At 40.1% G+C, this 24,202-nt stretch carries 19 protein-coding genes and 1 riboswitch; of the genes, 9 read left to right on the top strand and 10 right to left on the bottom strand.

Going from position 1 to position 24,202, the window contains the following annotated elements; all coding sequences use genetic code 11:
- Nucleotides 1–303 precede the first annotated feature (303 nt).
- The 3 genes from metC to CD001_RS24055 form a co-directional block, all read right to left on the bottom strand.
- Nucleotides 304–1,464 carry a cystathionine beta-lyase gene (gene metC / locus CD001_RS24065; RefSeq protein ID WP_096190108.1) on the bottom strand — a complete coding sequence of 387 codons (1,161 nt, stop codon included), beginning with the start codon at nt 1,462–1,464 and terminating at the stop codon, nt 304–306.
- A complete protein-coding gene (locus CD001_RS24060) occupies nt 1,461–2,597 on the bottom strand; it encodes a methionine biosynthesis PLP-dependent protein (RefSeq protein WP_096190107.1) in 1,137 nt (378 codons plus the stop codon). The genes metC and CD001_RS24060 overlap by 4 nt, the downstream gene beginning before the upstream one ends.
- Nucleotides 2,598–2,720: 123 nt before the next feature.
- Nucleotides 2,721–2,824, bottom strand: a riboswitch (SAM riboswitch).
- Nucleotides 2,825–3,029: 205 nt separating this feature from the next.
- Nucleotides 3,030–3,389, bottom strand: a complete 360-nt coding sequence (locus tag CD001_RS24055; protein WP_096190106.1) for a YbaN family protein — start codon at nt 3,387–3,389, stop codon at nt 3,030–3,032.
- A gap of 315 nt (nt 3,390–3,704) precedes the next feature.
- Here CD001_RS24055 and CD001_RS24050 point away from each other — a divergent pair, with 315 nt between their 5' ends.
- The 4 genes from CD001_RS24050 (at nt 3,705) to CD001_RS24035 (ending at nt 7,677) form a co-directional block, all read left to right on the top strand.
- Nucleotides 3,705–4,691, top strand: coding sequence for a YncE family protein (locus tag CD001_RS24050; protein WP_096190105.1), 987 nt, complete (start codon nt 3,705–3,707; stop codon nt 4,689–4,691).
- Entirely contained in the window at nt 4,688–5,380 is a 693-nt protein-coding gene (locus CD001_RS24045) for a response regulator transcription factor (protein WP_096190104.1), read from the top strand. The genes CD001_RS24050 and CD001_RS24045 overlap by 4 nt, the downstream gene beginning before the upstream one ends.
- Nucleotides 5,377–6,762, top strand: coding sequence for a sensor histidine kinase (locus CD001_RS24040; RefSeq protein WP_096190103.1), 1,386 nt, complete (start codon nt 5,377–5,379; stop codon nt 6,760–6,762). The genes CD001_RS24045 and CD001_RS24040 overlap by 4 nt, the downstream gene beginning before the upstream one ends.
- Nucleotides 6,763–6,867: 105 nt before the next feature.
- On the top strand, nt 6,868–7,677 hold the full coding sequence (locus CD001_RS24035; RefSeq protein ID WP_096190102.1) for a FixH family protein: 810 nt from the start codon (nt 6,868–6,870) through the stop codon (nt 7,675–7,677).
- 1,065 nt (nt 7,678–8,742) lie between these two features.
- Here CD001_RS24035 and CD001_RS24030 read toward each other — a convergent pair.
- On the bottom strand, nt 8,743–9,369 hold the full coding sequence (locus CD001_RS24030; RefSeq protein ID WP_096190101.1) for a class I SAM-dependent methyltransferase: 627 nt from the start codon (nt 9,367–9,369) through the stop codon (nt 8,743–8,745).
- A 287-nt stretch (nt 9,370–9,656) separates the two neighbouring features.
- On the bottom strand, nt 9,657–10,211 hold the full coding sequence (locus CD001_RS24025) for a hypothetical protein (RefSeq protein ID WP_096190100.1): 555 nt from the start codon (nt 10,209–10,211) through the stop codon (nt 9,657–9,659).
- A gap of 643 nt (nt 10,212–10,854) precedes the next feature.
- Here CD001_RS24025 and secY point away from each other — a divergent pair.
- A complete protein-coding gene (gene secY / locus CD001_RS24020) occupies nt 10,855–12,156 on the top strand; it encodes a preprotein translocase subunit SecY (protein WP_096190099.1) in 1,302 nt (433 codons plus the stop codon).
- Between the two features lie 212 nt (nt 12,157–12,368).
- Here secY and CD001_RS24015 read toward each other — a convergent pair whose 3' ends face one another.
- From CD001_RS24015 to CD001_RS23995, 5 genes are all read right to left on the bottom strand, one after another.
- Entirely contained in the window at nt 12,369–13,619 is a 1,251-nt protein-coding gene (locus CD001_RS24015) for an MFS transporter (RefSeq protein ID WP_096190098.1), read from the bottom strand.
- Nucleotides 13,620–13,642: 23 nt separating this feature from the next.
- Nucleotides 13,643–14,557: an ArsR/SmtB family transcription factor gene (locus CD001_RS24010; RefSeq protein ID WP_096190097.1), complete on the bottom strand. Its 915-nt coding sequence runs from the start codon at nt 14,555–14,557 to the stop codon at nt 13,643–13,645.
- 138 nt (nt 14,558–14,695) lie between these two features.
- A complete protein-coding gene (locus CD001_RS24005) occupies nt 14,696–15,256 on the bottom strand; it encodes a methyltransferase family protein (protein ID WP_096190096.1) in 561 nt (186 codons plus the stop codon).
- Between the two features lie 288 nt (nt 15,257–15,544).
- On the bottom strand, nt 15,545–15,904 hold the full coding sequence (locus tag CD001_RS24000) for a spore coat protein (RefSeq protein WP_096190095.1): 360 nt from the start codon (nt 15,902–15,904) through the stop codon (nt 15,545–15,547).
- Nucleotides 15,905–15,916: 12 nt separating this feature from the next.
- Nucleotides 15,917–16,204, bottom strand: coding sequence for a hypothetical protein (locus tag CD001_RS23995; RefSeq protein WP_096190094.1), 288 nt, complete (start codon nt 16,202–16,204; stop codon nt 15,917–15,919).
- A 287-nt stretch (nt 16,205–16,491) separates the two neighbouring features.
- On the opposite strand from CD001_RS23995, the gene CD001_RS23990 reads away from it, so the two are divergent.
- From CD001_RS23990 to ltrA, 4 genes are all read left to right on the top strand, one after another.
- Nucleotides 16,492–18,882 (top strand): 3-hydroxyacyl-CoA dehydrogenase/enoyl-CoA hydratase family protein, encoded by a 2,391-nt coding sequence (locus CD001_RS23990; protein WP_096190093.1) that lies wholly within the window; start codon nt 16,492–16,494, stop codon nt 18,880–18,882.
- Between the two features lie 27 nt (nt 18,883–18,909).
- Nucleotides 18,910–20,088: an acetyl-CoA C-acetyltransferase gene (locus tag CD001_RS23985; RefSeq protein ID WP_096190092.1), complete on the top strand. Its 1,179-nt coding sequence runs from the start codon at nt 18,910–18,912 to the stop codon at nt 20,086–20,088.
- A 113-nt stretch (nt 20,089–20,201) separates the two neighbouring features.
- Nucleotides 20,202–21,983 (top strand): acyl-CoA dehydrogenase family protein, encoded by a 1,782-nt coding sequence (locus tag CD001_RS23980; RefSeq protein WP_096190091.1) that lies wholly within the window; start codon nt 20,202–20,204, stop codon nt 21,981–21,983.
- 841 nt (nt 21,984–22,824) lie between these two features.
- Nucleotides 22,825–24,096 carry a group II intron reverse transcriptase/maturase gene (gene ltrA, locus CD001_RS23975; protein WP_096186455.1) on the top strand — a complete coding sequence of 424 codons (1,272 nt, stop codon included), beginning with the start codon at nt 22,825–22,827 and terminating at the stop codon, nt 24,094–24,096.
- The last annotated feature ends 106 nt before the right edge of the window (nt 24,097–24,202 follow it).

Genomic DNA, 24,202 nt, shown 5'->3' with positions numbered 1-24,202 from the left:
GTCTAGACTAGCAGGCACGAGCGTTTACATCACGAGCTTCCACACGGGTGTGGTGACTTCGGCGTTCCCGCAGGACGCGGCGGACAGGACGTCCTAATGCCGGGCATGCCACAGGACGTGGCGTACTGCCCGGTTGACGGATCTAGCTTCAAAGTGATAATAGAAGAGGAAGAGACAGCAGTTTTCGGCTCGAGGTCACTTCGCCCTGTCAATTGAAGTCTAAGATCGGACTTCTTCTTTCAGCCTCCAGTGCTTGTCGCTCGTGTGGAAGGCGCTTGCGCCTTTCTTGTGTATACACTCCTTTTATCCTCGTAACGCTTGATCAAGATCAGCAATTAAATCCTCTGTTTTTTCCAATCCTACTGAAAGGCGAAGAAGGCCATCGGTAATTCCGCGCTTTTCTCTTTCAACAGCTGGCATTGCTTCATGGGACATTTTGGCTGGATACGAGAGAATCGATTCAACTGCCCCAAGACTAACGGCAAAAACAGGAATTTCAACCTTTTTGATGAGTGTTTCTACAGCTGCAATATCAGCTAATTCAAAAGACAGAACAGCCCCTGATCCATTTGCCTGGCGATGATTAACGTCAAAACCAGGGTGGTTTGGCAAACCTGGATAATACACTTTGCGAACCTCAGCTTGATTTACTAACCAGCGGGCAATGATGTTAGCAGACTTTGAAGATGCTTCCATTCTAGTGTGCATCGTCTTCATCCCCCGAAGGATGAGCCAGGAATCTTGAGGGCCTAGAATAGCGCCGAGACTGTTTTGCAAAAAATGAAGCTTTTCTGCTAGAAAATCATCTTTTACAACAGCTAACCCTGCAACGACATCACTATGGCCACCGATAAATTTCGTAGCACTATGGACGACGACATCAACCCCAAGGTCAAGGGGACGTTGCAATACAGGTGTCATAAACGTATTGTCCAAGACCGTTAGGCAGTCGTTTTCTTTAGCTAGTTGAACGATTTCTTGGATAGGAGTAATCTTCATAGTCGGGTTAGACGGGGTCTCCATAAAAATCATTTTTGTATTTGGTAAAATCGCGTTTTTTACTTCTTGAATATTCGTCATGTCAACAAAGGTATGGTCAATACCGTGTCGTGTGAGAATTTCTGTAGTAAGTCGGAAAGTCCCACCATAAACGTCTTCAGTAATGACGAGGTGTTCACCAGCGGAAAGCATCATAAACGTAGAAGAGATAGCTGCCATTCCCGAAGCAAACGCAAATCCTGCTGTACCACTCTCCAGTTCAGCTATAGTATCTTCTAATGCTTGCCGGGTAGGGTTCCCGGATCTTGCATAATCATATGGACCAAACGATTCCAATCCGTTTTGATGAAACGTTGACGCATGTTGAATAGGGACACTCACGGCTCCATTAGTTGGATCAGTTTTGTGCTTATGATGAAGTAGTCTCGTCTGCAGGCTGTAGTTTACGTCTTGCTGGACACTCATAGTTTATCGATTCCTCCTATCTTTTTTCCGCCTGATACACATTGCAAAGCTTGGTTAAGATCTTCGATAAGGTCTTCGGCAGATTCGATCCCGACTGAAAAACGCAGAAGCCGGTTACAAACTCCGAGCTCGTTTCTTACGTCTTCTGGTACATCTGCATGAGTCTGGGTAGCAGGGTAGGTGATTAAACTTTCGACCCCTCCTAAACTTTCAGCAAAGGTAATGAGCTTTAGGCTTTGCAAAAAAGGATTTACCCAAGCCTCCTCCTGAATTCGAAAGGAAAGCATTCCACCACGACCGGGATAGATAACATCATCTATGGCAGGATGAGACTGTAAAAACTCTGTAATCTTTTGAGCATTTTTTTGATGCTTTTCGATCCGAAGTGGTAATGTTTTCATTCCTCTTATGACGAGCCACGAGTCCAATGGAGATAACACTGGACCGATACTATTAAAGTAGTAAAAGGTTTTTTCGGAAAGATCTATCCCTTTTGTAACAATCAATCCTGCGATCACATCATTGTGACCTGACAAATACTTTGAAGCACTATGAATGACAATATCGGCTCCTTCGAGAAGCGGGCGCTGAAGAAGCGGTGTGTAAAAGGTATTATCGACAATGTAGAGGAGGTTGTGTTCTTTAGCTAGTTCACCGAAAGCCTTTAAATCGGCTTCTTGCATTAAAGGATTCGTCGGTGTTTCTATGTATAGTGCTTTCGTATTCTCGGTTATCATGCTTTTGAATTGTTCAACGTTTCGAACATCGCCATATCGAAAGGATAGTCCCCACCTCCGCCAGCCTTCCTCAAATAAACGGTACGTTCCACCATATAAGTCACTGGAAGCTAATATTTCGTCACCGCTTTGAAAAAGAGAAAGAACGACTTGAATAGCTGACATGCCTGATGAACAGGCGAATCCTCTGTCCCCACCTTCTAAGTTCGCAATGGCTTCTTCTAAAATTTGTCGAGTTGGATTTCCTGTACGGGAGTAGTCATAGCCTGTAGATTGACCGATGCCTTTATGTCGATACGCCGTAGAACAATAAATCGGTGCACTTACTGCTCCTGTTGTTGATTCACTTCGGTTTCCTATTTGTACAAGAGTCGTTTCAAGCTCTTTAAGGTGCATGGTGAACCCCTCCGTATCCATTTTTTAATAGTAGAAGTCTTATTAGCGTTTTTCTAAAAATAAAAAACGACCTTCCTCTAGAAATAAGAAGAAGGTCGTTCTTGGATATATAAACTGGTCTCCTTCTCATCTTCACAAGCATTTGCTTGCAGGAATTAGCACCTGACCAATTATGGCTGGTTGCTGAGATATCATCGGGCCTTTCCCTCCATCTCTCTCGATAAGAATCTTTTGAATATTCGGTTTTGTGAATTATTTTTCTTCATGATATAGGATACACAAATGAAATGCAATAGTTTTTTTAGAGGATGATCAAAAAATCTCGGAAAAAGAGCTTTCGTATCTCTGCGTTGATTCGTTCTTCGTTACTCACGTATTAACACGATTCGCTCAACTTTGAATATGCACTTTAGTTTCATCTAAATAATCTAGCTAATCTCTAGTGACGATATACAAACTGACAGCAGCAGCGATTGTAAGTAAGAAAATTTTTAAAAGAATCGGATTAATGAGGAGAATGGATATTCCTATTGAAGACCAAATCGCTACTATAGCTACTACTTTCGCTTTAGGAGGTATCGTTCGATTGCGCCGATATTCTTCAATATATTTCCCAAACCATTTATTTCGAATGAGCCAATTGTATAGTCTGTCTGAACTCCTATAAAAACAAGCGGCAGATAATAAAAGAAGAGGGGTAGTTGGAATTAATGGAAGAAAAATACCAATTATCCCAATAGCAAATGTGATAAATCCAGCTATTAGATACAAATATTTCTTAAAATATTTCATTCTATTCACAACCTACTCATTAATATGTGACTTTGAGAGCAAACGTGTATTTATTAAATAGACGAAGGAAATGATTATATGATTTTATAGTAAACGGATGATAGATGATTGTGAAGAGGAATATCACTTATAATAGAGGATGTCAAAAAGGCGAGGGGAAAATTTTCGCTTTTCTGCGTTGGCTCTTTTCACCTTCCTTTTTGAACATGTAAGAAAAACAATGATTCATTTCACAAAAAGTTTTCATTTTCTGTGTAAAGTATAAATAAATCGTGACCTTGTGGTAAGAATCGTACATTAGTTTGGGGTGATCGAATGAGGAAAGTCGCAATATCCAGTTTGTTGTTTATTTTATTAATAGGCTGTCAAACAGTAGAAACAATTGAGTGGGCAGGAGGGGAAAATGATCTTCTTCTCGTATCACATTTGAAAGAGCCTGTCTTATCAGTGATAGATATTGACAATCAAGAAAAAATTGATGAATTGATCCTGCCATTTCAGGCTTCATATATGCTTCATGTAAAAAAGCACGATCATCTTTTATTTACATCAGAAGAAGAAAGTGAATTGTTTGCTTTAGACATGAACGACCATTCATTGAAAGACGTAAGTCATATCGGACAAGGGTTTTCGTCAATGGTATTAGATAAGAATGAGGAATTTGTTTACATAGCAAATTCATATAAAAATGAAGTCGTGAAAGTGAACTCGACGACATTTAACATAGAAGGGAAAGTATTAACAGGGGAACATCCATATTCGATGGACATCGACCATACGGAAGATCAATTGTTCATCGTTTGTGTCTACAGTCATACAGTTCAAATCGTTGATACGGAAACGATGGACACGATTGATGTTCTTGAGGTTCCTGAGCGGCCAAATGGTATTTTTCTAACTGAAAATGGCTTTTTACTTGGTGGGCATGGACCAGTCGGGGACTTAAACGATCGAACATTTTTTTATGATAGAAGCGGGACATTAATTAATAAAAACAAAACAGGAATGATGCCAATTGAATTTATCGAGCACCCCTTAACAAGTGATGTCATCACATTAAGTCATGGGTCGCACACCGTCCACTCGATTAACAGTCAAACGTTAAATGTAGAAAGCAGTGTAGGTGTTGAGTTTAATCCATATTATGGAATATCTAGTGAGGAAAAAATATATATTAGTACATTAGATGGGCATAACGTTTCAATTATCGACCCGGAAACATTTAACGTTGAAGAGACAATCGATGTAGCTCCTGGCCCTCATGTACTCGTGCATTTGGAAGGGAAAGGTGAGGTCGAATGAACCATACAATCCTTGTTGTGGATGATGAACTTCACATGAGGAAGTTGTTAAAGAAAATCTTAACGGAAGAAAACTATCGTGTCATTTTGGCATCAAACGGAAGGGACGCCATCAATATCGTCAAAAGTGAGAATCCTGCATTTATCATTTTAGATTTAATGATGCCAGGAATCGATGGATATGACACGTGTAATGAGATCCGCCAATTTTCCGATGTCCCATTGTTAATGCTTACTGCTAGAGCAAGTGATGAAGACAAGGTCAAAGGGCTTCGAACAGGAGCAGATGATTATTTATTAAAACCATTTGGAAAAAAGGAGCTTCTTGCAAGAATAGAAGCGATTCTTAGACGAACTTCACAAATGAATCGAGGACAAGTGATTCAAGAAAGACAGCTTACATTTGGTAATCTCAACATTGAACCGATGTATAAAGAGGTGTTTGTCGACGGTGAACAAATTAAACTGACGAAAAAGGAGTATGAGCTACTTGTATTTTTTTCCGAACATCCGAAAATCGTTTTTAGTCGTGAACAGTTGCTAGATAAAATTTGGGGTTTTGATTACGAAAATGTGACTTCGAGAACCGTTGATACTCATATAAAAACATTAAGAATTAAACTGAAAAAAGCAGGTAAATATATCCATACTGTTTGGGGGATGGGCTATAAATTTGAGGTACAAAAATGAGAAGGTATTGGTCGATTAAAACAAAGGCGTGGGTACTATTTGCAATTGTAAGTGTAGTTGTCATTAGTCTCATGATCGGTTTGACAGGATACTTATATCAGGAATTATACCTTGACCGTGAAGCAGAAAGCTTGGAGACAAAAGCGGAGCAATTAAGGGAAAGATACCTTCATTCAGAGGAACATTTACAAGAAGCAGTCGAGTGGATCGAATCAACGTCACTTTCGAAAGTTCTCCTGACCGATGATCCAATGATGCTAGGATCAGCTTTACCTTTAGTTGAACGAGATGCCGATCTCGTCATTTTGCAGCAAGAACGTGAGCAATTAATGCATGGGAAAAATGTCGTCTTATTCCGTGAGCATGAACACCTTAATACGAACTTACTTGGTGTCGTTACCCCGATTATGACGAATGGGATGCTTGAAGGAACGATTCTTATTTACACACCAGTGTCAGAGTTGAATGAAGCACTGTTAAATATCTTACCTTTTTTACTTATATTAGGTCTGATTGCTTTTCTTCTTCTCTTTATTTTAATGAAAATGCTAGAAAAACAGTATATAGAGCCAATAGTCGAGCTTGATAAAGTTGCACATCAATTGAAAAAAGGGAATTTCGACACTCGTTTTCAAGTAAATGTGAATAATGAGCTGTTAACGTTAGCGGATTCATTTCAATCTCTAGCAAAATCGATTAAGCAGGAAGACGAAAAAAAGCGGATATTCATCCAAAATATTTCACACGAAATGCGCACCCCTCTTAGTTATATTAAAGGGTATAGTGAACTGTTACAAAATGATGAACAAAATCAAGAGTATGCTTCTATTATCGTTAGTGAAGCAGATCGGATGAATCGTCTTGTGAATGAACTCATTCACTTGACACATTTAGAGCAGGATGAAGCTCAACCTGCTTTTCAGCCAGTCGTCATTTCAGAAGTGCTGTATGAAGCTGTAAAAAATACAAAAATAAAAAGAGAGAAGAAGGAGCAGATCCTTTCTGTACAAATAGATGAAACGGTCATCGTAAATGGTGATGCAGACCGGCTTTTGCAAGTGTTTATGAATTTACTTGATAATGCGATTGTATATACGGACCGAAATGGTGAGATTATGGTAGAAGGTTGGGCAGAGAATGACAAGGCTTATATTATGGTAGAAGACACCGGGATTGGAATACCGGAAGAAGACATTAGTAAAATTATGGAGAGGTTTTATCGAATCGATAAAGCGAGAACGAGAAAAGAAGGCGGGTTTGGGATCGGCTTATCAATCGTAAAGCAAATTATTGATCTTCATAACGGATCTATTACGTTTCAGTCGGTTGTAAATAAAGGAACAAAAGTGACGGTTTCTCTGCCGTTATATCATTTTGATTAAACAATTGGAGATATTTCACAAACATTTCACGAATGCATACTACAATATCATTGTCTTCATGGAAAGATTGTATATTATAATGGATGAGATACTGGAGGGACTAAGATGAAAAAGCTAATAACGGTTATGGCTAGCTTAACGATGTTGGCTGCCTGTGGAGAAGATGACGGAGAGCAGTCAGGTGGAGATGTCATTAATACTGATCCGCTCGAGGTCGAGGTTTTAATGGATGACATTGCGGACCCAGGAGAGGAAATGATGTTAGAAGCTCTCGTTACCCAAGGGGAAGAGTTAGTCAATGATGCCAATGAGGTAACGTTTGAAGTTTGGCAGGAAGGTCAAAAAGAACATAGCGAAATGGTTGATTACACGGACGTCGATGAAGGGGTGTATTCAGCTCCTTTTACGTTTGGGGAAGAAGCTGTTTATTTTGTCCAGCCACACGTAACAGCAAGAGGTATGCACGTAATGCCCGTGCATGAAATAGCTGTCGGTGACGTTGAATTAACGGGAAGATACGATGAAAACGATGCAGAAGACGCACATGAACATGATGATCATGAGGAAGGAGAACATGATCACGGTGACGCTGATCACGACCATGGGGATAATGGACATAGCCACCATTCTGATATTATCGATGTGAATGCAAACTTTGATCAGTTGACGTTAGAAGAGAGTCAATTTCAATTGGAAGTGTTCAAAGAAGATACTCCTTTATCCGATGCGCGAGTTCAACTAGAAATTTGGCAGCATGGTGATGAAGTAAGAACGTGGCTTGAATTGGAAGAAGAAGCGGAAGGAACATACACAGCAATACACGAATTTGAGCAAAGCGGAGAATACCATGTTGTTATTCACGTTGAAAATGATGAGATTCATGAACATTTAGATGATCAATTTACAATTGAATAATGGAGAATCTGGGCGTTGTCGCACCTAAAGAGGTTGGGACATAACTAAAACATATAACTCTCAATACGATTAGTTACGTGTTAAAAATAGGTATTAAAGGGAAAAATCCGAACTAAGTCGAATTCTAACTACAGAATTTTGAATCTTAGTTCGGATTTTCTTTGATTATATTCTTTGTAAACCATAGGCTCTGCCTGTGTGAAAATAAACCTTTAAGGGTTGTATTCGAGATTTCTTTAAAAGTAATGAATAGTTGGAAGGTATACTGCTTGCTTTCACCCCAGGGCACAAGTGCGACATCCGCTCTTACTTCACTTTGTTCGTATTCACGGTGTCTTCTTTGCCACGGACGAACGATTGAGCTACTTCGATCAAGCTCGAAGGGATCTCAACTCGTCCGTTTTTCCGTAGGAAAGAGCATTGCTTCTTCGAAATACAGCGATTTGTCTCGACGGATAAACAACAAAGCCATACTAGTAGAGGAAGAGACAGTCGCGCAGTACCTTCCACCTTTTGATAACAACTTTATTTGCGTCATGTCATTTATTATCTTAAATGATGGATACGAAATGAACATAAATATCTTTGATAACAAAAGCTCATTCCTATTTAAATGAGATAAAAATGAGCTGAGATACAACTTCCCACAACGTTTTTTCTGGTATTAGTATGATTTAACTATTATCATGTACTCGAAAGAGCGCTAGGCGGTGACTCAGGCGGGAAAAGCAATCGACGAAAATCCCTAGGTGCATACAGTGTGGCACCTAGGAAGTTGAGGCATTGCCCGCTGCAAAGAAGACACTACGAATGCAAACGAAGTGCAGCACGAGTAGATGTCGCACTTGTGCTTTGGAGTGAAAGCGTCCGCCTTATAGCGATTTCGAATTCTATATGATTATGAAAAGGGATGTCCTCAAAATTCTTTTGGCACGGACCAAATGAATAAGGTCCCTTAAGGGACTCTGGTGGTAAAGTGCCCTTATAGGGCGAAATTAAAACCGCCCGTTTTACGGGGATACTTATTAAAATACTTTTGTCCCATTTGTCCCAGCCTTAATGAAATTACTTTTCAGCTTTGACTGCCCAATGGAATGGGGCAGTATGTTTCCATACAATATTGTGAAAGCCTGCTTTTCTTAACTGCGTATCGAGTTCACTGCCGATTGGATAGTCTTCAGAATCATCCCAATAATGACCAATCTGTTTTTTACCATCTTCTCTTGCTGCTGAAGAAGGGAACATAATATCGAGCAAAAGTAGTTTACCGCCACTTTTTAAAACTCTATGGATTTCTTGTAATGCGGTTAAGCGCTTTTGAGGATACACTTCATGAAAAGCAAAACTAGTAATGACATAGTTAAAGAAGCTGTTATGTTGTCTTGTATTTAAAAATGTCCCTTGCTTTAATTCATATGTTGGATGTTTATGCTTACACTCTTCAAGCATTTTATTGGAAATGTCTACTCCATGTACTGTGCTGTTTTTGTCACTAATTAAAGAAGCAAACGTACCTGTTCCAATTCCGATGTCGAGTAAAGTATCATTGGCAGTTACTGAAAGTATGTTTTGTACAGCGTGCAAACTTTCGTTGTAGCCATATAATGGACCGCTTGCTTGCAGCAAATCATCATCATAGGATTTTGCCCATTCATCAAAAAGCTTAGTCGTATCGTTGTCATTTCTTAACATTAAATCATCGCTCCGTTTATTTATTGTACGAGAGTGATAGGGAGTAATTAGTAAATCATTTTGCTACACATTCACTCTCTCCGATAGTATCTTCGTTAATTTACTTACCTGTTTCACGACGAATCATCCTTTCTATATGGTCTAATCTTACATATTCGATAAAAATCGAGAAAATCCTTTACAGGAACGCTAAAGTCACTACATCCGTGTGGAAGCTCGTAATGTGACGCTTGTAGCTCTTTTTGAACAAGCACTTTTATTGGATTCATTTCACATTTCGAAAATCCTCAGTTATGTAAAAATGTGACTGTGTGGGTTCCTTTCAGGACTTCGCCTGTAAGAAATACATTTTCTTCCGAAGTGGCAAACTGAAATTGCAAATGAGTATGATCCCATACTTCACCGAAAAATTCATGGTCATTATTTGCAGGTTTCCCATTAGACCTTTCTGAAACATCTACTAAAAATTTGGAAACAATTTTTTCAGCTTTTTCTTCATCAAAGGTTGACTGAACGTCAACGAGTAAATGAACCGTTGCTTCCTCTAGGTCATATTCTGATTCAATATGAGCTATCCCATTTTTTCCTTTGATCCCATTATTCGCTTCTAGTACACTTAAGTTTATTTGCAGCGGATCTTCACTAGTAGGATTTAGCGCTTCCTCATCATTTCCAGGTTCCGTTAAAATGAGAAAAAATGGGATAAGTAAGAGTGTGAATATCGTAACTCTTGATAATGTTCTGACATTTCCGTTTTGATTATTAAATGTTTGGCTGAGCATCACCCTTAGTATGTTGCCTCGTGATTTTTCAATCGAGTATTTATATGTATGAACTTTCATAAACACTGCCCCCCTTAGAATCCTTACTATTATTTTAGCAATAATTAATTAGTTAACTAGTATATTTTATTTGTAAAGGTTCATATTGCTTAGAATAACATTGGCGGACACCAGATACCTTATTCGACCAAAAAAAGCTCTTCTCTACACCTTCGAGGCCACCTGTTCCGTTATTCACCTCAAAACACATGTAATCATTGACTTTTTGACTTAATAGCGGATCCTGTGTCCTTCAAAAACGAAAACTAGCCTTTTCAGCACATATAGAGGAACCAGTGTCCGCATAGGTATACCAAGGTGCTCCAAAAATCAGCTGTGATTGTTGGCGGACACCAGATACCTTATTCGACCAAAAAAAGCTCTTCTCTACACCTTCGAGGCCACCTGTTCCGTTATTCACCTCAAAACACATGTAATCATTGACTTTTTGACTTAATAGCGGATCCTGTGTCCTTCAAAAACGAAAACTAGCCTTTTCAGCACATATAGAGGAACCAGTGTCCGCAAAAAGTCCAAAAAAATAGCACTAATTTTGTCGGATTCAAAAAAATATGAAAAATCATGAAGTTTTTATGATATTCTAGTAAGACAGAACCTAATTAGTAGGGACTATATTATTTAGGTAGAGTTGAGGTGCTAGAATATGCTTCGTACGTTACGTAACATCATGCGCGTGGGGGATTTGCGCAATAAGATTATTTTCACATTACTCATGCTAATTGTATTCCGGATCGGTGCTCACATTCCGGCTCCGGGGGTCAATGCAGAAGCATTGGACTTTGAAGGACTTGCAGCCCTTGGATTTCTAAATGCTTTTGGTGGTGGTGCATTGGAGAGATTCTCCATATTCGCAACAGGAATTATGCCTTACATTACAGCATCAATTATCGTGCAGTTACTAAGAATGGATGTTGTACCTAAGTTTGCGGAATGGTCAAGAGAAGGGGAGTCAGGACGTAAAAAGCTGGCTCAAGTTACTCGTTACGGAACGATTGTCATCGCCTTTATCCAAGCACTCGGAATGTCTATCGGATTTAATCAGATGATGCCGGGGCTCGTAACGAATCCATCAATTACTACATATTTATTAATTGCCATCACTTTGACAGCGGGAACAGCGTTTCTCATGTGGCTAGGGGAACACATTACGCTGAAAGGTGTCGGTAACGGTATTTCGATTTTAATTTTTGCCGGGATTGTCGCTGCGGTACCGAATGGTGTGAATCAACTATATTCGATGTACTTCGTTGACCCTGGTGATCAGCTATTCTTAAATATCGTTACAGTTTTATTAATCGGACTAGGAATTTTAGCTGTTATCGTCGGTGTTGTTTTCGTACAACAAGCTGTACGGAAAGTTCCTGTCCAGTACGCAAAAAAAATGGCTGCGGGCGGTCGTCCAACAGGTGGACAATCGACACACTTGCCTATTAAAGTTAACGCAGCAGGAGTTATCCCGGTCATTTTTGCGATGTCACTGTTTATTTTCCCGCCAACGGTAGCCAATTTCTTTGGTGAAGGGAACACGGCGGCACAATGGATTGTATCGGTATTTGATTACACGTCACCGATTGGTATGACGTTCTATGCGGCTTTAATTATCGGGTTTGCATACTTCTATACATTTGTTCAAATGAATCCAGAACAAATGGCTGAAAATTTAAAGAAACAGAACGGATTTATTCCGGGTATTCGTCCAGGAAAAGCGACTGAAAAGTACATTGTACGCTTGTTATATCGTCTAACGTTCGTCGGTGGTCTGTTCTTAGCGGTCGTTTCTGTTATGCCGCTTATAGCAGCAACAATGATGGGGCTGCCACCATCTGTACAAATTGGTGGTACCGGACTTCTCATTGTAGTTGGCGTTGCATTAGACACGATGAAACGAATTGAAAGTCAGCTAATTGACCGTAGATATACAGGATTCATGAAGAAATCATCTTAAAAATATGTGAGAACTTACCCGTGAGACAGGAAAATGTTTCACGGGTGTTTTTTATGTGAATGAATAATCCAATAATTCCCAGGTGCCAGGCACCTGGGAATTATTTCATGTTGTTGGATTTTGGCGGTGTTTTAATGTTTTATATTCAAGTTGGAGTTACTTCTTGAGTGTCGTTTTGTAAAGAGATTGCGTCATTTGTCACTGATTGGGAGCTACACTGTGTTTTTCACAGGTGCAGTAGGAGCTTTTTGCTCTTCATCATAGCTTTCATTTAACTGATAAAAGATTTTATGGCTCCATGCGAATAATGTCGATAAGAGAATGAGTCCTCCTAATACGAGGAAGAGAATCGTGAAGCTGTATGCTTCCGCTAATAAACCTCCGAGTCCTGCCCCTAATGGGATTCCTGATTGAGCAAGAAGTGTTCTCACAGCAAATACACGCCCTCTAATATTCTCCGGTACTCTGCGTTGGTAGAATGTCGTGTTATTGATCGTAAATGTCATTGCAAAAACACCTTGCATCATTGCAACTCCAATCGCAATCCAAATACTTGTTGTTAATCCTAATGTCATCATAAGGAGCCCAGACAATGTTAAGCTTCCTAACATGACAGCACGTAAATTTTTAGGAGTTTTAAAGGCTCCGGTTACGAAAGAACCGACAACCATACCGACAGAGAATAGCGACATGAATAATCCATACTGAAATTCTGATCCATGAAGGTGCTCGATTATGTAAGGTAAATACATCGGTTGGGCAGCGCCGGTGCTAAAGTTAATCGTCATCATGAGAATGCCGATCCAAAATAATACCGGAAAAAGGCGGTAAAAGCCGAGACCTTCTTTAAACATTGAAAACCAAGTTGGTCTGATGTCTTCTTGCTTTCGCTCGATTGTTTCGGCGAACATTAGTAAAATGCCTGATATCGTCATGACCGAAATAATAGTCGTAATAATCGTTAAGGGACCAAATACCGACATTAAGGCACCTCCAAGTGCGGGACCGAGGAGCATCATAGTTTGCATCGTTCCTTCTAAAATCGAGTTACCTCGCTGTAGTTGATTTTTCGGCAAGATATGGGCAACATAGGCCATTCCGACAGGCCGGAATAGAGGTTCTGCGATCCCAATCAGAACAGCAGTCATAAATAAAACAGGTAACGTGAGTGCGTCAAGTAATAATAGAATACCAGGAATAAGAAAGGCGAAAGCTCTTAACCATTCTGAAAAAACCATCACTGTTTTGTACTGAAGCCGGTCGATATACGGACCAGCTATTAAATTTGTCAGTAAGTTTGGAACCATAAAGGCGATCCAAACGGCACTCATATAAAGAAGAGAATCAGATAATTGATAAACGAGCCATGAAACAGTAAAAGCTGCAAACGTGCCGCCAAGTCCAGAGGCTGCTTGGGCAATCCATAAAAATAAAAACGATTGGTTTAAAAAGAAGCTTTTCATATGAGCCCCTCCAAAATTAAGTTTTAAAGGTCAGTCGAATCGTTGATGAAAGACATAATTCTTCCTTCCATGTCGGTTAACCCTTGTTCTCGAAATGAATAACGATCTGGTTGACCAGGGGTTACGATTAAATGAGAGAGACCTGCTGCTCTTAAAGTAATTAAATGATGATGAACAGTGCTCTTTGCTAGACCGGTATACTGGTGGATCGTTTTAAACATTTTTGGTCCTGTCGCTAATAATCGTAAAATACTTAAACGGTTCTCATCGGCAAGTGCATGCTGGGCACGCATCATAATTGACGGTACAGCTTGATTTGGTCCGGTGATTTCGTCCACTGAATAAGAGTAATAATGGAAATGTTCTTGGACCATATAAAGCAAAATCGGTCGCCAATGATATTGTGGTACTAAATAAACAGTTAGGTCATCTGGCTGATTTTCGAGCCAGATACCATGTGTTGCGCGATCAACAACCTCAACAGGTGAATAGCGTTTGAGCATTCGATCGACTTCTTCTTTTTTCTGTTTAAGTCCTATTAAGATCGCTTTGTCTATCGTAGAGAAGTATCGTTCATACCAATAAGAAAGAACTGTATAAAGTTTATTGCTATCACAAACTGGTTCATATTGAACCTCTCTGTCTTTAGGGAAAGCCGTTTGTAAATCTTTTTGATTTTTTAGCCATGCTAATAATTCGGATACTGTCGTTCCTGTTACATTTGTATCATCAAACAAAATTGAATGATCAAGCCATTTCATCGTTGTAGCGATTTCTGGTGTATACAATTTTTCTGAGAGAGATTCGCCAATTTGTTCGAACACATCCTTCTTCCAATTTAAACCTAAGTCGGACCGTTTCGTATACGTCCTATTTGAATAAAATAATGCACTCAATAAAAATTCAATTTGTGGATTGTAGATCGATTTAACATTCATTATTTGTTCGACTCCGATCGAATAAAGATTTAATAGTTCGATTGTAGTCGAACAACGGAACAAGGTCAAGAATATTCTGAAAGTCAATAGAATAATAAAATTGTCGGGTACCAGGTCCCCGACAATTTTGTGAAGATTTTAGTATAAAAAGGGGAGGAGGCGAAAGCGGTGCTTACACCAATAAGGGTATATGTCTCCGTACCTTTTTTTGTAATAAAACTCTTCAATACTCATACGGTAATGCAAGGCACTCCCGATTAAAAGGAAGGTGTACACGAGTGAGAGCCAATGGCTGCTAATAAATAATGTCGTCCCAAGAGCTGCTAAGAAAAAGCCAGTATGAAAAGGATGGCGATTAAACCGATATGGGCCGCGACTGAACAGTGGACGGTCCTCCTGAGGGACGATAGTTCGTGTGAAGAATTCTCTTGAAAAGAAGTATGTCCAGCCTCTTAACAGTAAACCGATCGCCATAAGGACGAGCCCGCTTTTTTCCGCAAATCCATTCGTTTCGCTTATGACAGTACTTAACCAAAAGCTAAAAACAACAGAACTTGTAAACATAAGTAATGTAAAGGATTTTACGACAAGTGCTTGATTGTTGGCCTCCTTTCGTTTAGGAGCTGTGTCTTTATATACGATCCATTCAAGAAGCCAGATGCTATTCAAGATGATGAATATAATAAAATCTGTTTTCATATCCTTATTTTGTTACGATTTTAGCTTCATTAATCACAAAATGGGCAATTTATTAAAATATATAGAAATAAATTGATTTTTCTTTTTAAGTAAGGTATAAGCAATATGGATGAACCAGATGGAAGGGGGGAGGTTCAGCACGATAAAAACCGGCTAAATGAGGCAAAGCCTTTCCATAGAGCCGGTCTTGATGATGAAAAAGTAGCAGTAGATTTTTTTCCTATGATGGGTGAAAGCATCTGTCAAAACGTGATTTCACAAATATATTGGAAAATAAGCTGAGCTTGTTTAAGACATTGGATTATTTTGATTGTAAGGTATTTGCGTCTGGTATCCTGTAAAACGCTGATAATCTTGATCGAGTGTTTGTTGGTCAGCAGCATCAAAGCTGTACCAGCCTTTTTCAAACATTAAATTGAATAGATCGCGTTGACATCTTTGTGCTTCATTACAAATTTGCTGAATATCAGAATAAAGTGACTCATGGCTTGCTTCATTCGCAGCAATTGAATATGAAGAGGTCATGTATTTTTCCGTAGTCAGCATATCATTTATATAGTCCCGGTCGGTCATCTGTGGAATTTCCGGAATCGGTGTTTTCGGATTACTAATTTTACTTTGTTGTGGTTGCTGTTGATTTTGATTCATAATAACTCCTTTCTACTGCATCTGGTTTTGACCAGGTTGAGTTTGTTGTTGATTTAAATGATTCAATAACGTTTGATAATGCATGTAATGCATTTTTCCCGCCTCATCAAGAGCTTGAGAAATTTGTGGATCTTGGCATTGCTGAGCGAATGCGTGTGCCTTTTTCATCGCCAGCAAATTCCATGAAAGCATGTCACTAATGTATAGGTGATCTTTACTTGTGACCACATTTGGCGGTTGTGTCATCACATTTTGTTGACCTTGCTGCCCCATACTAGCACCTTGTTGTTGCTGTTGCATTAATCATTCCTCCTTAAGCATTTTTTCATATGGCAAATTTCAATCATTAGTGTTCTCTTCCTGTTATCTCACTATGCGAAAAAATGCACCTATCATCAGGAATATATTTCAATCCAAAAATAATGAAATTAATAAAATTTTCAGTCTTTACTATTGCGCGAATTGTTAAAATTATATATAGTAATAGATGTAAACATTTCGTGAAAACATTTCTGCACAATCCAGTGCAAAAATTTTTACTCAAAAAATGAATGAGTATTCATTCAAGAGGGAGAAGGAGGTACTTCATGATTGGAAGAATTGGAAAGGTCGCTGTTTTAGGGTCTGGAGTGATGGGATCCGGAATTGCAGCACATTTAGCGAACATTGGTATCCCTAGTATTCTCTTGGACATCGTACCTAGAGAACTGACAGATTCAGAAAAGAAAAAAGGATTAACTCTAGAAGACAAAGTTGTCCGCAATCGTTTGGCAGCTGAGTCAATTGAAAAATTAAAAAAACAGAAGCCTGCACCACTAGGAAGGAAAGAAAATGCACAGTTCATTGAGCCTGGAAATATGGAAGATGATATGGAAAGGCTTGCTGAAGTCGATTGGATCATTGAAGTCGTCGTTGAAAACCTAGAGGTTAAGAAAAAAGTATTTGCGCAAGTAGATGAATACCGGAAGCCAGGAAGCATTGTTAGCTCCAATACATCAGGAATATCGATCGAAGCAATGGCAGAAGGCCGTTCAGATGACTTTAAGACCCACTTCTTAGGCACACATTTCTTTAATCCGCCAAGATACTTAAAATTACTTGAAATTATTCGTACAAAAGATACATCTGATCAAGTATTTAACTTTATGCAAACATTTGGTGAAAACACATTAGGAAAAGGAGTAGTAGAAGCAAAGGATACGCCAAACTTTATTGCGAACAGAATTGGAACGTACGGTCTACTCGTTACTGTTCGTGAAATGGTAAACCGAGGCTACTCAGTCGGAGAAGTTGACTCCGTTACAGGTCCGGCAATCGGAAGACCGAAAAGCGCGACATTCCGCACATTAGATGTTGTTGGACTAGACACATTCCTTCATGTAGCCAAAAATGTTTATGATCAAGTAGAAGGAAATGAAAAAGAAACGTTCGATCCACCGCAATTCATGAAAAAAATGGCAGAGAATGGATGGTTAGGAAGTAAATCAGGTCAAGGGTTTTTCTTGAAGAAAAAAGGTGAAAACGGTAGCGAAATTTTGGAACTTAACTATGAAACACTTGAATACGGACCACGAAAAAAATTAAAAGCACCATCTGTTCAGCAAAGTAAACAAGCGAAATCAAAAGAGGAAAAATTGAAAGCGCTTGTATATGCTAATGACCGTGCCGGAGAGCTGGTATGGAATATATTAAAACCTGTTCTTTTATATTCAGCAGAGAAAGCTACAGAAATTGCCGATTCAATTCGCTCGATTGACTTAGCAATGAAATGGGGTTTTGGCTGGGAACTTGGTCCATTTGAAACGTGGGATGCAATAGGTGTTGAAAAATCGGTAAAACGGATGGAAGAAGAAGGGGAAACTGTACCAGCGTGGATTAAAGACATGCTTACTAGCGGAAAAACTTCATTCTATCAAGGATATGACGAATATTATCAAAACGGGGAGTATGTGAAAGCTCAAGTTAATCCTAAAGTGATTCACTTGAAAGCGCTTAAAGATGGCGGTGAAAATGTCATTATGAAAAATACAGGTGCTTCACTCGTTGATCTCGGTGACGGTGTAGCATGCTTGGAGTTCCACTCTCCAAATAACTCGATCGGCCTTGACGTTATGCAAATGATTAATAAATCGGTTGAGGAAGTAGAAAAAAATTATAAAGGACTCGTCATAAATAACCAAGGGAAGAACTTCTGTGTCGGCGCAAACTTAATGATGATTTTAATGGAAGCACAAGATATGAACTTCCCTGAAATTGACCTTGTTGTCCGTCAGTTCCAAAAATCAATGGCGAAAATTCGTTATTCAGCGAAGCCAGTCGTCGTTGCACCATTCCAAATGACATTAGGTGGAGGTACCGAAATCTCTTTACCAGCAGCAAGTATCCAAGCATCGATGGAGACATATATGGGACTTGTTGAAGTAGGGGTTGGACTTATTCCTGGTGGAGGAGGAAACAAAGAACTCTACCTTCGTCATTTAAACAAACTTCCTGAAGGGACTCAAATTGATTTGCAATCGATTGCAAACACAACGTTTGAAACGATCGCAATGGCAAAAGTAAGTACGAGTGCTCATGAAGCACAAAAACTAGGTTTTGTCCGTCCGCAAGATGGCGTAAGTATGAATGGAGACCATTTATTGCATGATGCAAAACGAAAAGTACTCTATCTGTCCGAAAGCGGGTATCAACCTCCTAAACGAGATGCGATTCCTGTAGTTGGTGAAACGGGATACGGAACAATGTTATTAGGAGCGAAGACGATGCACTTTGGCGGTCATATTTCTGAACATGACTTGAAAATCGCAGAGAAACTCGCATTCGTGATCGCTGGAGGCCGCGTGCCGAAAGGGACAAAAGTTGATGAACAATATTTACTTGATTTAGAGAGAGAAGCATTCTTAAGCTTAGTGGGAGAAGTGAAAACCCAGCAACGAATGCAGCACATGTTAGCAAAAGGAAAGCCATTGCGTAACTAAGGAAATTGATTAAAGGAGGGGAATTACTTGAAAGAAGCGGTCATTGTAGCAGGTGCAAGAACACCTGTCGGAAAAGCAAAAAAAGGAACGTTAGCAAATGTGCGTCCGGATGATTTAGGCGCAATTACGATAAAAGAAACGTTAAAGAGAGCAAATGATTTTGATGCAGAACGGATTGACGATGTCATTATCGGATGTGCGATGCCAGAAGCAGAACAAGGGATGAACATGGCGCGTAACATTTCAGCGCTTGCAAATCTTCCTGAACAAGTGCCAGCGATTACGATTAATCGTTATTGTTCATCAGGTTTACAAAGCATCGCTTATGGAGCAGAACGAATTATGCTTGGGAATGCTCAGGCTGTATTAGCAGGAGGAGCAGAATCGATGAGTTTGATCCCGATGGGCGGACATGTCATTGCTCCAAACCCAACGTTGGTCGAAAATGCACCGGAGTATTACATGGGGATGGGTCATACTGCAGAAGAAGTAGCAAAGCGATTTGAAGTGAGTCGTGAAGATCAAGACGCTTTTGCAGTTGAGAGTCATAAACGAGCAGCAAAAGCTATTGAAGAAGGGAAATTTAAAGATGAAATCGTCCCTGTACCAGTTACACTGCGTTCAGTAGACGAAAATCATAAACTAGTTGAAAAAGAGGTCGTGCTAGAAACAGATGAAGGTGTCCGGGCAAATTCGACAGTTGAAGCTCTTGGGAAATTACGTCCTGCCTTCAGTACGACAGGGACTGTAACAGCAGGAAATGCATCGCAAATGAGTGATGGAGCTGCTTCCGTTTTAGTAATGGATCGTGAAGTTGCAGAGTCAGATGGCTTAACGCCACTTGTGAAATTCCGCTCGTTTGCAGTAGCAGGTGTAGCTCCAGAAGTTATGGGGATCGGTCCGGTTGAGGCAATTCCTAAAGCTGTGAAAAATGCAGGGCTAGAATTAGCTGATATTGGCTTGTATGAATTAAATGAAGCCTTTGCTTCTCAATCGTTACAAGTCATTCGTCATTTAAATCTTGATCAAGAGAAGGTAAATGTTAACGGTGGAGCGATTGCATTAGGACATCCGTTAGGTTGTACAGGAACGAAGCTTACACTCAGCTTAATTCATGAAATGAAGCGCCGTGGTGAACAGTTTGGTGTCGTAACGATGTGTATTGGTGGAGGAATGGGAGCAGCAGGTGTATTTGAGTTACTATAAAGACAGTTTAGCATCCCCCTCATTGAATCTATGAAAACAGTAAAAAAAGGTGAGCGGGGTGTAACGAGCCCCCTCACAGATAATTTATATTTTAACCTTTAGGAGGTATTTGAATGTCAACAGCAGATAAAACGCTAAAAGGCGGAGGGTTTCTTTTAGAAGATATAACCCCGGATCGAGTTTTTACACCTGAAGATTTAACAGATGAGCATGAAATGATTGCGAAAACGACAGAAGATTTTATCGTCGAAAAAGTGGTACCTGAAATTGAAAAGATTGAGGAGCATCAGTTTGATAGATCAGTTGACTTATTAAAGCAAGCAGGGGAATTAGGCTTACTAGGCGCTGATATTCCTGAAGAATACGGCGGAATTGGTCTAGATAAAATTAGTTCATCGCTCATTACGGAGAAATTTGCACTTGGGGGGTCTTTCTCCCTTTCTCACGGAGCTCATGTAGGTATTGGAACGTTACCGATTGTTTTTTTCGGGAACGAAGAGCAGAAGAAGAAATATTTACCAGACCTTGCTTCAGGTGAAAAAATTGCAGCGTATGCTTTAACTGAGCCTAGCTCTGGCTCGGATGCATTAGGCGCGAAAACGACAGCTAAATTAAATGATGCAGGGACACATTACGTCTTAAATGGAGAAAAGCAATGGATTACAAACGCGGGATTTGCTGATGTTTTTGTCGTTTATGCGAAAGTAGATGGTGAACACTTCTCGGCTTTTATCGTTGAAAGAGAGTATGAAGGAGTCTCAACGGGTGCTGAAGAGAAAAAAATGGGAATTAAAGGGTCATCTACACGTACATTAATTTTAGAAGATGCTCTCGTTCCGAAAGAAAATGTACTCGGAGAGATCGGCAAAGGTCATGTCATTGCTTTTAACATTTTAAATGTCGGTCGTTATAAGTTAGGAGTTGGCTGTGTCGGCGGTGCAAAACGTGCAATTGAAGTTTCAGCTAAGTATGCTAACGAGCGTAAGCAGTTTAAACTGCCTATTTCTAAGTTTACGTTAATTCAAAAGAAGCTGGCTGAAATGGCTTATAAAACGTATGCTGCCGAAAGCCAGATTTATCGTACAGGCGGCTTGATTGATGATGCATTCTCTTCTTTATCTGATGAACAACAAAAAGATGGAGCTGCAGTCGGGAAAGCAATTGCTGAATATGCAATTGAATGTTCATTAAATAAAGTTTTCGGTTCCGAAGTGCTTGATTTTGTCGTCGATGAAGCTGTACAAATTCACGGGGGTTACGGTTTTATGGCGGAGTATGAAGTAGAGACGATGTACCGTAATTCTCGTATTAACCGGATTTTTGAAGGAACAAATGAAATTAACCGAATGCTCGTACCAGCAACAATTATGCGTAAAGCGATGAAAGGTGATCTGCCTCTGCTTGAGCAGGCTGGATCATTGCAAGAAGAACTCATGATGATGATGCCGCAAGAAGTAGGCGATGAGCCATTAGAACAAGAAAAGTATTTGCTTGAAAATGCCAAGAAAATCTTCATGATGGTTGCAGGAACAGCTGCACAAAAATATGGTGAGAAAATGCAAAGGGAGCAAGAAATGTTAGCGAATGTGGCTGACCTTGTTTCAGACGTATTTAATATCGAATCTGTCATCCTTCGTACAGAGAAAGCGATCGCAAAAGATGGTCTTGAAAAAGCAGATCAAAAACTTTTAATGACACAAGTGTTTACACAAGAAGCATTCAATCGAATCGAAGCGATTGCGAAAGAATCACTTGTTGCTCTTGAAGACGGAGACAGCTTGCGTACAATGTTATCGATTTTGAAAAAGCTAACACGACACACACCAGTCAATGTAGTCACTAAAAAGCGTGAAATTGCAGCTCGTGTAATCGAAGCAGAAAAATATGTCGTTTAACTAGTCAATGATAAAGGTTTAGTTATTCATTTTGGGGCACTCCCCTGCCCCAATAAAATAAATCTCCTTTCTAAAAGAAAGGGCATTCTCCTCTCTACAAGAACGAAAGAGTCCCATTTAGGGCTCTTTTGTTCTTTCGCGAGTGGCAGCACATGTGCTAAAGGGTGAAAGTCCCGAATGCATCGACTAGCCGGCAAGCATTAGCTGACAGGTAGTGCGTTGACTGTGAAGTAGCGTGCGGAGGATCTGAAGGCAAACCTCTGAACAGAGCTGATATCCCATGTTGGCACGAGAGTTGGATGACTGTGCAAGACAACAGAAAGTCCGAATAGTTAGAAACTCAAAGTGTTATGAGGGCTGGGTTAGAGGGAAAGTACATGATGTGACCCATTGAGATCTCCCTGCTTCCTAAAGTAGGTACTGATGTCACAAGGCTAAGCCAAGGACACAGGATGAGCTTTAAAGGGAGAAGTCAGAGATCGCCATAGTAGTGAAGAAGCACATGCCAATGACCTACTGGCGACAGTAGCGAGGACAGCACATGAGTGAAACTGTACATAGATACAGTTGCGAACCTATACTCAAAAGGTAGGGATTCGTGCGAAGGGCGTGACCCATAGAAGAACAATGTGAGTAGGCTTACTTATGACTGCGGAAGTAGACAGAAGCTGGACAAGAGCCAAGGGGGCTGATGCCAGGGTGGAACAGAAGGGTACACCGTCTACCGCCAAATGAGATGCACAAGTTATTGCCGTGAGCTATCAACCTTGTAGAATCACATTTATATGGGGAAGCAGAAACAAAGGAAGAAGCGAAAGCAATGGCGTAAGGGGAATAACAGATGAAAAGACGTGTATGGTACAGTTTGTATGACAAAGTGTACAAGAAAGCGAATCTAGTAAGTGCCTTCTATCAAGTGAAGAAGAATAAAGGTGCACCAGGGGTTGATAAGGTAACAATTGAAGGCTATGAAGCAAAGCTGGAGGACAATCTAGAAGTGCTCCAACAGAAGCTAAAAGATAAACAATATCGACCCAAACCTGTTCGACGAAAGATGATCGACAAAGATAATGGCAAGAAACAACGTCCACTAGGGATACCAACGGTGGAAGATCGCATCGTACAAGCTTCTCTTCGAAATGTATTGGAACCGATCTTCGAAGAAGAATTCCTTCCGTGTAGCTATGGTTTTCGGCCCGGAATAAGTGCTCATATGGCTTTAGACAAAGTCACTGAACACTTGAATGCAGGATACCATTATGTCATCGATGCCGACTTACAATCCTACTTTGACACGATCCCACATGATAAACTGGAACATCAAATAAGGAAACGAGTGACAGATGGGTCTATAATCAAACTCATTCACCGTTTTCTCAGAGCAGGTGTCATGGTAGGAGATCGATACGAAGATACCCCTGAGGGAGCTCCGCAGGGTGGCGTGCTAAGTCCATTACTTTCGAACATCTACTTACATCAGCTTGATCAACTGATGACTGAGCGAGGTCACCGAATCGTCCGTTTTGCGGATGATTTTATCATTCTTTGTAAAAGTTCAAAAGGCGCAGAAAGAGTTATGCGAAGTGTCTCAAGATTTCTTGAGGAAGAGCTAAGTCTAACTGTGAATCAAGAAAAGACTAAAGTTGTCAACGCCAACAAAGAGCCATTTACATTCTTAGGCTATGAATTCATCGGAGATATTCGAAGAATAGACCCTAAGAAAGAGGCGACATTCAAGGAACGAGTGAAAGAAATGACTCGTCGAAACCAAACAGTTGATATTCAACTACTTATCCAAGACAAATTAAATCCATACATTCGAGGTTGGGCAAATTATTTTCGTTATGGAAATGTGAAGAACAAATTCAAAGTATGGGATAGCTGGATAAGAAGACGGTTACGAATGGTACAACTAAGAAGCTGGAGACATATAAAGAACCTCCACCGCCTTCTGAGAAGAAAGGGATGGAGGGAAGAAAACCTTAGAGGAATCCGTATGTTTGCTTGGCGAAGTTCCAAAAGTCCAATGGTTCATGCGGCACTAGACAATAAGTTCTTTTCAGAACTTGGACTCGTTAGTTTATCATCTGTTTATGATGAACGTTATCTCTAAAAGGGATATATGGGAAGAGCCACATGCGAAGATCCGCACGTGTGTGCTCTGTGAGAGGCGTGGTCAGTAATGGCGACGCCTACTCGGTTTGTATATAAGAAATACT

The organism is Evansella halocellulosilytica, from assembly GCF_002335745.1.
GTDB classification, from domain to species: Bacteria; Bacillota; Bacilli; order Bacillales; family Salisediminibacteriaceae; genus Bacillus_CA; species Bacillus_CA halocellulosilytica.
The sequence above is the reverse complement of the archived record's forward strand: the minus strand, read 5'-3'. Positions and strand labels throughout refer to the sequence as shown.

Coding starts and splice junctions, on each gene's coding strand:
- metC (WP_096190108.1), bottom strand. CDS start 1,464: ATGAGTGTCCAGCAAGACGTAAACTACAGCCTGCAGACGAGACTACTT.
- CD001_RS24060 (WP_096190107.1), bottom strand. CDS start 2,597: ATGCACCTTAAAGAGCTTGAAACGACTCTTGTACAAATAGGAAACCGA.
- CD001_RS24055 (WP_096190106.1), bottom strand. CDS start 3,389: ATGAAATATTTTAAGAAATATTTGTATCTAATAGCTGGATTTATCACA.
- CD001_RS24050 (WP_096190105.1), top strand. CDS start 3,705: ATGAGGAAAGTCGCAATATCCAGTTTGTTGTTTATTTTATTAATAGGC.
- CD001_RS24045 (WP_096190104.1), top strand. CDS start 4,688: ATGAACCATACAATCCTTGTTGTGGATGATGAACTTCACATGAGGAAG.
- CD001_RS24040 (WP_096190103.1), top strand. CDS start 5,377: ATGAGAAGGTATTGGTCGATTAAAACAAAGGCGTGGGTACTATTTGCA.
- CD001_RS24035 (WP_096190102.1), top strand. CDS start 6,868: ATGAAAAAGCTAATAACGGTTATGGCTAGCTTAACGATGTTGGCTGCC.
- CD001_RS24030 (WP_096190101.1), bottom strand. CDS start 9,369: ATGTTAAGAAATGACAACGATACGACTAAGCTTTTTGATGAATGGGCA.
- CD001_RS24025 (WP_096190100.1), bottom strand. CDS start 10,211: ATGAAAGTTCATACATATAAATACTCGATTGAAAAATCACGAGGCAAC.
- secY (WP_096190099.1), top strand. CDS start 10,855: ATGCTTCGTACGTTACGTAACATCATGCGCGTGGGGGATTTGCGCAAT.
- CD001_RS24015 (WP_096190098.1), bottom strand. CDS start 13,619: ATGAAAAGCTTCTTTTTAAACCAATCGTTTTTATTTTTATGGATTGCC.
- CD001_RS24010 (WP_096190097.1), bottom strand. CDS start 14,557: ATGAATGTTAAATCGATCTACAATCCACAAATTGAATTTTTATTGAGT.
- CD001_RS24005 (WP_096190096.1), bottom strand. CDS start 15,256: ATGAAAACAGATTTTATTATATTCATCATCTTGAATAGCATCTGGCTT.
- CD001_RS24000 (WP_096190095.1), bottom strand. CDS start 15,904: ATGAATCAAAATCAACAGCAACCACAACAAAGTAAAATTAGTAATCCG.
- CD001_RS23995 (WP_096190094.1), bottom strand. CDS start 16,204: ATGCAACAGCAACAACAAGGTGCTAGTATGGGGCAGCAAGGTCAACAA.
- CD001_RS23990 (WP_096190093.1), top strand. CDS start 16,492: ATGATTGGAAGAATTGGAAAGGTCGCTGTTTTAGGGTCTGGAGTGATG.
- CD001_RS23980 (WP_096190091.1), top strand. CDS start 20,202: ATGTCAACAGCAGATAAAACGCTAAAAGGCGGAGGGTTTCTTTTAGAA.
- ltrA (WP_096186455.1), top strand. CDS start 22,825: ATGAAAAGACGTGTATGGTACAGTTTGTATGACAAAGTGTACAAGAAA.